Origin of the sequence: Catenulispora pinisilvae (genome assembly GCF_015356865.1) — a bacterium.
GTDB lineage: Bacteria > Actinomycetota > Actinomycetes > Streptomycetales > Catenulisporaceae > Catenulispora > Catenulispora pinisilvae.
The window spans coordinates 23,518-32,275 of the sequence record NZ_JAAFZA010000110.1 but is presented as its reverse complement, the minus strand read 5'-3'; the positions used below and the strand labels follow the sequence as shown (position 1 = coordinate 32,275).

Below are 8,758 nucleotides of genomic sequence, written 5' to 3'. Positions count from 1 at the left end.
CGTCCATACCGCCCCGATCGTGCGGGAGCGGTGGACAAGCTCGGCCCACACCGCGTCTCGTGCCTCCGGCGACAGCGGCGAGGCCTTGGCAGCCATGAGATCCCGCAGCTCAGCGCCATTTCCGAGGGGCGCGTCGCCGCCTCCCGTGGCGGCGTACTGATCCGGGACGCCGACGGCGAAGTCGTCGGCGCGGTCGGCGTCAGCGGGGATCGGCCCGAGAATGACGAGACCTGCGCGGTCTTCGGCGTGCAGAGCGTGGGGCTGACGGCTGATATCGGCTGAAGAACGCTCGGGAGTCCGGGGGTCCGGCAGCTCGGGAGCCCGGAGGCCGGTTCCCCGAGCCCGGTCATCACCGCTGCCGAGGCTCCCCGGCGCCCGCCAGCCGCACGTTCTCGTTGAGCCAGCCGGCCAGCGCCTGCCGCAGTCCCGGATCGGATTCGGCGAGCTCCTTGGCGCGGGGCAGCGACTGCACGCGGTCCACGACGCGTCGGTGGTACTCGCGCACCAGGCTCACGGCGCGGATCGCGTCGCGGTCGGCGAGTGCGTCGGCGATCTCGACCCGGGTCTCGGCGACCGAGGCGGCGACCGCGCCGAAGCCGTCCCGGCCTGACCCGTCGCGGCCCGCGCCGTCCTGGCCGGACCCGTCCCCGCCCGAGCCGTTCCCGCTCAACCCGTCCCGGCCCGACCCGGCCACCTTGGCGGTCAGGCCGAGCTGGATCTCGGTGATGCACCGGCACAGCGCCGTCAGCAATGGATTGTGCGACATGTCAGCCAGTTGGTCGAAGAAGGCCTTCAGGTCCGCGATCATGCGGGGGGTGTCGCCGGTCTGCAACGTGCGCGCGGCCGTGGCCTTGAACTCGGCGAGCTCGGCGTCGGTGGCGTGCTGGGCCGCCAGTTCGGCGGCGTAGGCGTTCAGCGCGCCGAGCAGCCCGAGGACGTCGCGAACCTGCATCTTCTCGAACTGCACGACCGAGGAGATCGACAGCGCGAGCAGCGAACCGCCCTGCGCCGTCACCGTGGCCCGGGCGCCGTTGCGCATCCTGATCAGGCCCATCGCGGTCAGGACCCTGATCGCCTCGCGCACGGTCGGCGCGCTCACGTCATAGTGCGCGGCCAGCTCCCGCTCGGCGGGCAGCTTCGAACCGTCCGGCAGCGAGCCGTCGAGGATCCGCGTGCGCAGATCCTCGACGATCTGGTCGGCTACCCGCTGGCGTGTCACGGGGGCGGGGTCCTGCAACGGGAACATCTGCTCGCCACCTCCCAGCCGACGCCGGTCGTCGCTGTCTGTGGCAGAACCTACCAGATAGGTAGGGGATCTTGCCATCCGTGGTGGTCTCAGCTGCCTGAGGCCGAAGCCGTGGCCGAGGCGGCGACGGCGCCGGCGAAGTCCGGCTGCACGCCCAGCTGGGCCAGCATCACGCTGACCCCGACGTAGCAGTTGAACTCCTTGATCTTGCCGTCCTCGATGTACCAGAAGTCGGCGGTCGGGATGTCGAGCTTGGCGCCGTTGGGCGGCAGGACGCCGGCCGGTGTGGGGAACGGCCCGGTGGCGGTGCCCTGGATGCTCAGCTCGACGGCCACGATGTTGCCCATCACGTGGAACCTGCGCAGCTCGCGGTGGATGTCGGGGGCCAACTGGCCCATGAAGACGACCAGGTCGCCCAGGTGCTCGCCGCGGTAGCTCTCGCCGGGGACGACGTTGTTGAACACGCCGTCCTCGGCGAACAGGGCCTTGAATCCCTCGACGTCCAGCACGCTGCCCTCGGCCGCGTGGTAGGCGGCGCGGACGATGGCTTCGGCGTCGGTAGCCGTGGTGCTGGTCCCGGTGGTGCCGGCGCCAGTGCCACCAGTGGTGATGTCGCTCATGGATCTCCCCTTCCAGAAAGTTATTCAAACGCTTGCTTGAAATTCTGCGCCGAGCTCCGCGCCCTGTCAAGCGTCCGTTTGAATTGTTTCCGGCCAGCGGCTGCCGACCGACGGACCGACGGCTCCCGACCAGGTCAGCCCGCTGTCGGGAGCCCCCGGAACGCTCCGGCGACCACCGGCACGACCAGCCGCTCGATCTCCTCGGCCGGCCCGGCGGCCAGCTCGGCGCCGATCGGCGCCAGCGCGAGCCAGTTCAGCAGACCGGCCGCGGCCCGGGTCCGGAAGACCGCCTCGGGCTCACCGATTCCGGGCAGGTTCGCCCGCAGCGCCCGCAGGGTGTCGCGCCGAGTCTGCTCGAACTTCCCGGCCAGCCGGTCCCAGCCGCGCGGCGGATCGATCCCGACCCGCGCGACGGTCCGCATGACGACCAGCTCCTGCCCGCCGGCTGCCAGCGCGTGCACCATCGGCGCGGCGAACGCCCTGGCCACGTCCTCCAGGCCGGAGGCGGGAGTGAGCGAGTCGAGCGCCTGGATCTGCGCGTCCAGATAGCGTTCCAGCGCGTGCTCGATCGCCGCGTCGCACAGCCCCTTGAGCGACCCGAAGTGGTAGCTCACCGCCGCGACATTGGCCCCGGCGCTGTCAGTGACCTCCCGGAGCGTCAGGCCCTCCCGGCCGCGTTGCGCCAGCTGCTCCAGCGTGGCGGCCACCAGGGCGTCCTTCGTGCGCTGCCCGGCTTCTCGCCGCTGATCCGCCTTGTGTGTCGCCATAGAAGAAACTCAAACAGCCGCTTGACTTTTGTGTCAAGCGGCTGAAGGTGCCGGACACCCCGGCGTTGCTGACCGCGTTCAGCTGCCGGTGGGCAGGTCGACGATGGGCAGGTCGACCGGGTACTCGGCACCGGTATCGGCGGAGGCGGAGACGGCCTGCCACGCGGTGGCCTCGGCGATCTGGCCGCGGGAGTAGTCCAGGGCCATGCGCGCTGCTCCGGCGCCGAGCAGCAGGTGGCTGGGCAGGTTGTCGGCGTGCACGATACGCACCAGGATCTGCGCGGCCCGGTCGGGATCGCCGGCGGCGACGGCGCCTTGGCCGCCGCGTAGTAGATCGCTCATGGCGCCGACGGTTTGGCGGTAGTCCTGCGGCACGTCCTCGACACGCATGGAGGACCCGGCCCAGTCGGTGGCGAAGCCGCCGGGCTCGACGACCAGGTAGCGGATGCCGAACGGCGTGGTCTCGGCGGCCAGGACCCGGGTGAACCCGTCGACGGCGAACTTGGCCGCCTGGTAGGAGCCGAGTCCGGGGGTGTGCCCGACCCGGCCGCCGATCGAGGAGAACTGGATCACGATGCCCGCGCCCTGCTTCTTCAGCAGTGGCAGCGCGGCCCGGGAGACGTTGTAGACGCCCCAGAAGTTGGTGTCGAACTGGCGGCGGAAGTCGGCCTCGTCGGCGGTCTCGACCGGGGAGAGGTTGGCGTACCCGGCGTTGTTGACCACCACGTCGATCCGGCCGAACGCCGCCAGCCCGGCGGCGAGCGCGGCCTCGGCCGCGGCGGCGTCGGTGACGTCCAGGGCCACCGGAAGTACCCGCTCGCCGTACTCGGCGGCCAGGTCGGCGAGCTGTTCGGGCTTGCGGGCGCTGGCCACGACGTTGTCGCCGGCCTTGAGCGCGGCGGCGGCCAGGGAGCGGCCGAAGCCGCGGGAGGAACCGGTGATGAACCAGGTGTTCGGCTGAGTGCTCATGGTTGTCAGTGCATCACGGATTCGCTTGTATCGCAACTTAGTTGCAGTAACTTCCCTAAGGAGCTCAGCTATCGCTACTCCATTGTGTTAGAGCTTCAGCGGCGCGATTCCACCGCAACCGGGTTGCGGTAGAATGGTACGCTCGGACGGTGACCGAATTGGACTTTGAGCGCGCACGCACCCCCGCGGCCAAACAGGCCCGCCAGGAGGCGATCCTGGCCGCCGCCGCCCGGCTCGCCGCCGCCGCCAGCGTGCGGGAGGTGACTGCGAGCGCCGTCGCCGATGAGGTCGGCATGCACAAGTCGGCGATGCTGCGCTACTTCGAGACGCGCGAGGACATCTTCCTGCAACTGGCGGCCGACGGGTGGGGTGAGTGGTCGGCGGCGGTGCGTGCCGACCTAGACGCCCTGGCCGCCGGCTCCGGCTTCGGACACCAGGCCTGGGACCGGGCCGGGTACGAGGTCGCGGCCGTGGTGGCGCACTCGCTGGTGACCCGGCCGCTGTTCTGCGACCTGCTCGCGCACACGCCGCTGAACCTGGAGCGCAACGTCTCGATGGCGAAGGTCAAGGCGTTCAAGACCCGCGCCCTGGCCGCGGTCGCCGAAGTCGGCGCCGCGCTCTGCACGGTCACCCCGCTGCGGCTGGACCAGGCCCGCGCCGTCGTCGCCACCGCGACCTCGATGGCCGGGGCGATGTGGCAGATGGCCGCGCCCGGCACGGCCCTGCGCGCCTTCTACGAAGCCGAACCCGAACTCGCCCACGCCCGCGTCGACGTCGAACCGGGACTGACCGACATCCTCGGCGCGCTGATCACCGGCTACGCCGTCGGCACCACCCGGCCCGAGCCGAAGTGAGGCTGCCGGCCGGCCACATCCGTTCGTAGGGCACTGAGACGCCGGCCTTCATCACTGGTGATGACGACTCGGTGGTACCGCGGTGCCGCCCGCGCCGCCAAGTGTCCTCCGCGGTCCCATTGAGCAGCCCGGTCGCGTGATTAGCGTTGAGGAGGGGAAGCAGTGGCGGTCAGGCCACTGCGTTGATCGCCGATTCTCAGCGCTGGAGCCAAGCCGTGTCGAAGCTGATTTACGCTGCGCGCGTGCAGCAGTTCGGTCACGTCAACGTGCACCTGCCGCACATCAAGAACCTCGGTTGGATTCTGGCCGCTATCGCGCTCTGCCTGATACTGGGCCGCTTTCGCGGCGGGCCTTTTCGATGAACTTCCAGCAGCGTCAGAGCGGACCTGTTGTCAGTGCTTGGAGCTGACAAGCCCGGCGTCGTAGGCGACGATCACCGCCTGAATGCGATCCCGGGCACCGATCTTGGCCAGGACCCGGCCGACGTGCTTCTTCACGGTCGACTCGGACAGATAGAGCTGTTCGGCGATCTCGGTGTTGGTCCAGCCGTTGCCGATCGCGACCAGCACTTCGCGTTCGCGGTCGCTGAGCTCCTTCAGCCGCGGATCGTCGGCGCCCGACGGGTCGGGGGCGAGTACCCGGTGAGCGTAGGCGTCCAGCAGCCGCCGGGTCAGGCTCGGGGCGACGACCGCGTCGCCGGTGGCCACCGCCTGGATCCCGGCGATCAGCTCCTCGGGCCGGGCGTCTTTGAGCAGGAAGCCGCTGGCTCCGGCGCGCAGGCCTTCGTAGGCGTATTCGTCGAGGTCGAAGGTGGTCACGATGAGGACGCGGGTGCGGCCGCCGGTGGCGACGATCTGCCGGGTGGCCTCCAGGCCGTCCATGCCGGGCATGCGGACGTCCATGAGGACGACGTCGGGCCGCAGTTCGGCGGCCAGGCGCACGGCCTCGGCTCCCTGGCTGGCCTCCCCGACCGGAGTCACGCCGTCGGTGCCCTCCAGGAGCATGCGCAATCCCAGGCGCTGCAAGGGCTGGTCGTCGGCGATCAGCACGGTGGTGGTCATGGCAGGTCGCTTCCCGTCGTCGGGTCGGAGGTCGGGCCAGAGGTCGGGTCGGAGATCGGGTCGGAGGGTTCGATGGTCGCGTCGAGGCGGACGTCCACGAGCCAGCCCGGCTGGTCGTCGCGGGGGCCGATGGTGACGGCGCCGCCGTAGAGGGCGGCGCGCTGGCGGATGCCGATCAGGCCGTGGCCGGCATCGCTGCCGTCGCCGGCAGCCAAGGCAATAGCAGCGTCCGGATGCATGCTGGTATCGGCGACGCGGATCTGCACGATGTCGGCCACCACCGTCACGCCGACGTCCGCCGTGGTGCCGGGTCCGGCGTGTTTCAGGGCGTTGGTCAGCGACTCCTGCACGATCCGATACACGGTGAGCTGGAGCCCGCCGCCGAGCGAAGCGAGGTCGCCCGCCGTCCGGTAGGTCACCGCCGGCCCCGCGGCGCGCACCCGCGCGACGAGCGCGTCCAGATCGCCGACGCCGGGCTGTGGGCTGAGCTTCGTCTCCGGATCATCCCGGCCCTCCCGCAGCACGCCCAGCACCCGCCGCAGTTCGCCCATGGCCTGCCGGCCGGTGTCGCCGAGCACACGCAGGGACTCGGCCGAGTTCTCGTTGTCGCGGGCGGCCAGCGCGGCGGCGCCCTCGGCGAGGGTGACCATGACGGACAGGTTGTGGCCGACGATGTCGTGCATCTCGCGGGCGATGCGCGCGCGTTCGGCGGCGGTGGTGAGCTGGGCACGCTGGTCCCGCTCGATCTCCAAGCGCCGGGCCCGGTCCTCCAGGGCCGCCAGATACATCCTGCGGATCCGCATGACCAGCCCGCTGGCGGCCGCCGCGATCACCATCCCCGGCAGGAACAGCACGCCGCCGAGCCGGTTGCCGCCGGTGGTCTGGGTCAGGCCCGACACGACGTTCTCGGCGGTGGCCGCCACGGTGCACCAGGCGAACAGACGCAGCGGACCGTGCAAGGCCACGTTGTACAAGGCGACGAGCGGCGAGGTGAAGGTGGACGTCATCGAGACGCCCATGGCGACCGCGGCCAGCGTCGCCGCCGCGGTCACCGCGAACGCCGGGACCGGCGCGCGCCGGCGCCACCACAGCGGCAGGACCGACACGGCGGTCAGAACGTACGGCACAGCCGTCGGCAGCCGATGCCTGGAGTCCGGGCCGCCGAAGGACGCGTGCGAGCCGCCGGAGAACAGGTCGGGCAGGCTGATGCCGACGACGATCAGCACGATCGCGGTGTCCAGCAGCCAGGGCCGGCGCCGATCCAGCTGCCGCAGCCGGCCGGCCGGGCCCAGCAGCCGGCGCAGGACCGGGCTGCTCCAAGCAGCCTCGGCCCCGGAAGCAGCCGCAGCCCCTGAAGCAGCGGCAGCCCTGGAGGCAGCCTCGGCCCCGGAAGCAGCCGCAGCCCCGGAAGACGGCGGTTCCGTCTCCGGGGCCCGGGCCCCGGCGGCCGTGCGCTCAGCGTCGTCGGGCCTCACATTCGCCATTGTCACCGCTGTCGCGCCTCAGACGTCCGTCCGCTTCAGCCGGATGGCCGCAGCGGCCATCAGCAGCGCGACCCATCCGGCGAAGACCGCCAGGCCTGCCCCCGGCGCCAGCGAGTGCGAGGCCGGGTGTAGGGCGTAGATCGCGTCACCGGCGTTGCCCGGGAAGTAGGGCTTGAGCTTGTCGCCCGTCGAGCCGGGCAGCAGCGAGGCCAGCGCCGGCAGCAGCATCATGATGACGACCAGCGCGGTGATACCGCCGGAGGTGGAACGGACAAGCGAGCCCAGGGCGACGCCGAACGCGGCGGACAGGCCCAGATAGGCGCCGGCGCCGAGCAGCGCGGGCAGTACTCCGTGGTCGCCCAGGTTCAGCGCGATCGCGTCGCCGTGCAGCACCGCCGCACCCACGCCGAAGGCGATCAGCGCGGTGACCGTGGCGACCACCAGGACCAGCGCGCCGATCACCGCGCTCTTCGCCGCCAGGACCGGCCACCGCTTCGGCACCGCGACATACGTCGAGCGCACCATGCCGGTGCCGTATTCACCGGCGGACAGCAGCACCCCGAGCACGCCGACGATCAGTCCGGCGGTGGAGGCCCCGGTCAGCGCCAGACCGACCGGGTCGGTGGGCGTTCCGGAGGCGTGGGTGGCGTGGGGGCGGTAGACGGAGGCCGCGATGATCCCGAACGCGAGCAGGACGATCGTCGCGGACACCAGGGTGATCCAGCTGGAGCGCAGCGACCAGAACTTGCTCCACTCCGAGCGCAGAACGCGTCGCATGGTCACCTTCGGACCGGTGACGGCGTAGCGCGCGGGGATGCGGATGCCCGTCGACGGCCGGGCCGCCGATGTCGCCGTGCCCGAGACGGTGGTGGTCGCCGGCGGCGACAACCTCGTGACCGAGCCGATCCCGGACGACCTGGTCGACGCGGTGCGGAGCTTGTCCCCGCGTACGGAACGCCTGGTCTCGATCTGCACCGGCTCCTTCGTCCTGGCGGCCGCGGGGCTGCTCGACGACCGGCGGGCCACGACGCATTGGCAGCATGCTGAGCTGCTGGCGCGCGCGTATCCGCGGGTCCGGGTGGAGCCGGACGCGCTGTTCGTCGAGGACGGCCAGGTGTTCACCTCGGCCGGGGTCTCGGCGGGCATCGACCTCAGCCTCGCGCTGGTGGAGCGCGATCACGGCGCGGACCTGGCCCGGAGCGTGGCCCGCCAGCTCGTCGTGTACATGCAGCGGACCGGCGGGCAGTCGCAGTTCTCCGCGCCGCTGCGGGTCCGGCCGCCGCGCACAGTCGAGCTGCGCGAGCTGGTCGACCTGATCTCCGCCGAACCGGCCCTGGACCACAGCGCGGCGGCGTTGTCCGCGCGGGTCGGCGTCAGCACCCGGCAGCTCACGCGCTTGTTCACGACCGAGCTCGGGACCACCCCGGCCCGGTTCGTGGAACAGATTCGCCTCGACCACGCCAAGACCCTGCTCGACGGCGGGCACGGTGTGCAGGAGAGCGCGCGCGAGGCCGGGTTCGGCAGCGCTGAGACCATGCGGCGGACGTTCGTCGCGCGGCTCGGGATCAGTCCCGCCGCCTATCGGCATCGGTTCCGGAGTACTCACGGCGCGGCTGGTTGAGCCGGGCTGTCCGGATCTGTGCTTGTGCTGATTCGCCTGCGCCCGCGCTGATTGGCCTAGGCGCGTCGGCTGTCCGGATCTGTGGGATGCCTGTCCGCCGACGCGGTACCCGGGCCACGGGCTGGAACCAAGACTG

General features: G+C 71.4%; 10 protein-coding genes and 1 pseudogene. 4 read left to right on the top strand and 7 right to left on the bottom strand.

The genetic code is table 11. The annotated features are described in order from the left end of the window. A partial coding sequence (locus IZR01_RS27175; protein ID WP_194925497.1) for a heme-binding protein occupies positions 1–282 on the top strand: 282 nt, incomplete at its 5' end. Between the two features lie 67 nt (positions 283–349). On the opposite strand, the gene IZR01_RS27170 is transcribed toward IZR01_RS27175, so the two are convergent. The 4 genes from IZR01_RS27170 to IZR01_RS27155 all read right to left on the bottom strand — a co-directional run bounded on the left by IZR01_RS27170 (position 350) and on the right by IZR01_RS27155 (position 3,602). After that, entirely contained in the window at positions 350–1,246 is an 897-nt protein-coding gene (locus tag IZR01_RS27170; protein WP_194925496.1) for a FadR/GntR family transcriptional regulator, read from the bottom strand. Positions 1,247–1,335: 89 nt separating this feature from the next. Beyond that, positions 1,336–1,866: an ester cyclase gene (locus IZR01_RS27165; RefSeq protein WP_194925495.1), complete on the bottom strand. Its 531-nt coding sequence runs from the start codon at positions 1,864–1,866 to the stop codon at positions 1,336–1,338. A gap of 134 nt (positions 1,867–2,000) precedes the next feature. Continuing rightward, positions 2,001–2,633 (bottom strand): TetR/AcrR family transcriptional regulator, encoded by a 633-nt coding sequence (locus IZR01_RS27160; RefSeq protein WP_194925494.1) that lies wholly within the window; start codon positions 2,631–2,633, stop codon positions 2,001–2,003. A 78-nt stretch (positions 2,634–2,711) separates the two neighbouring features. Beyond that, a complete protein-coding gene (locus tag IZR01_RS27155; protein WP_194925493.1) occupies positions 2,712–3,602 on the bottom strand; it encodes an SDR family NAD(P)-dependent oxidoreductase in 891 nt (296 codons plus the stop codon). A gap of 149 nt (positions 3,603–3,751) precedes the next feature. Between IZR01_RS27155 and IZR01_RS27150 the strand changes: the two genes are divergently transcribed. Both IZR01_RS27150 and IZR01_RS27145 read left to right on the top strand, forming a co-directional pair. After that, positions 3,752–4,456 carry a TetR family transcriptional regulator gene (locus IZR01_RS27150; RefSeq protein ID WP_194894280.1) on the top strand — a complete coding sequence of 235 codons (705 nt, stop codon included), beginning with the start codon at positions 3,752–3,754 and terminating at the stop codon, positions 4,454–4,456. Positions 4,457–4,671: 215 nt separating this feature from the next. Beyond that, positions 4,672–4,818, top strand: coding sequence for a hypothetical protein (locus IZR01_RS27145; RefSeq protein ID WP_194894281.1), 147 nt, complete (start codon positions 4,672–4,674; stop codon positions 4,816–4,818). Positions 4,819–4,848: 30 nt separating this feature from the next. On the opposite strand, the gene IZR01_RS27140 is transcribed toward IZR01_RS27145, so the two are convergent. Genes IZR01_RS27140 through IZR01_RS27130 form a run of 3 tightly spaced genes read right to left on the bottom strand, consistent with a single transcriptional unit; the run spans position 4,849 to position 7,778 of the window. After that, positions 4,849–5,517, bottom strand: coding sequence for a response regulator (locus tag IZR01_RS27140; protein WP_194925492.1), 669 nt, complete (start codon positions 5,515–5,517; stop codon positions 4,849–4,851). Next, positions 5,514–6,992 carry a sensor histidine kinase gene (locus IZR01_RS53500; protein WP_323747109.1) on the bottom strand — a complete coding sequence of 493 codons (1,479 nt, stop codon included), beginning with the start codon at positions 6,990–6,992 and terminating at the stop codon, positions 5,514–5,516. Before IZR01_RS53500 ends, IZR01_RS27140 begins: the two co-directional genes overlap by 4 nt. A gap of 27 nt (positions 6,993–7,019) precedes the next feature. After that, entirely contained in the window at positions 7,020–7,778 is a 759-nt protein-coding gene (locus IZR01_RS27130) for an ABC transporter permease (protein ID WP_194925490.1), read from the bottom strand. Positions 7,779–7,812: 34 nt separating this feature from the next. Here IZR01_RS27130 and IZR01_RS27125 point away from each other — a divergent pair. Further along, positions 7,813–8,622, top strand: a pseudogene (locus IZR01_RS27125) (GlxA family transcriptional regulator); the annotation flags it as partial. Between the last annotated feature and the right edge of the window lie 136 nt (positions 8,623–8,758).

Coding starts and splice junctions, on each gene's coding strand:
- IZR01_RS27170 (WP_194925496.1), bottom strand. CDS start 1,246: ATGTTCCCGTTGCAGGACCCCGCCCCCGTGACACGCCAGCGGGTAGCC.
- IZR01_RS27165 (WP_194925495.1), bottom strand. CDS start 1,866: ATGAGCGACATCACCACTGGTGGCACTGGCGCCGGCACCACCGGGACC.
- IZR01_RS27160 (WP_194925494.1), bottom strand. CDS start 2,633: ATGGCGACACACAAGGCGGATCAGCGGCGAGAAGCCGGGCAGCGCACG.
- IZR01_RS27155 (WP_194925493.1), bottom strand. CDS start 3,602: ATGAGCACTCAGCCGAACACCTGGTTCATCACCGGTTCCTCCCGCGGC.
- IZR01_RS27140 (WP_194925492.1), bottom strand. CDS start 5,517: ATGACCACCACCGTGCTGATCGCCGACGACCAGCCCTTGCAGCGCCTG.
- IZR01_RS27130 (WP_194925490.1), bottom strand. CDS start 7,778: ATGCGACGCGTTCTGCGCTCGGAGTGGAGCAAGTTCTGGTCGCTGCGC.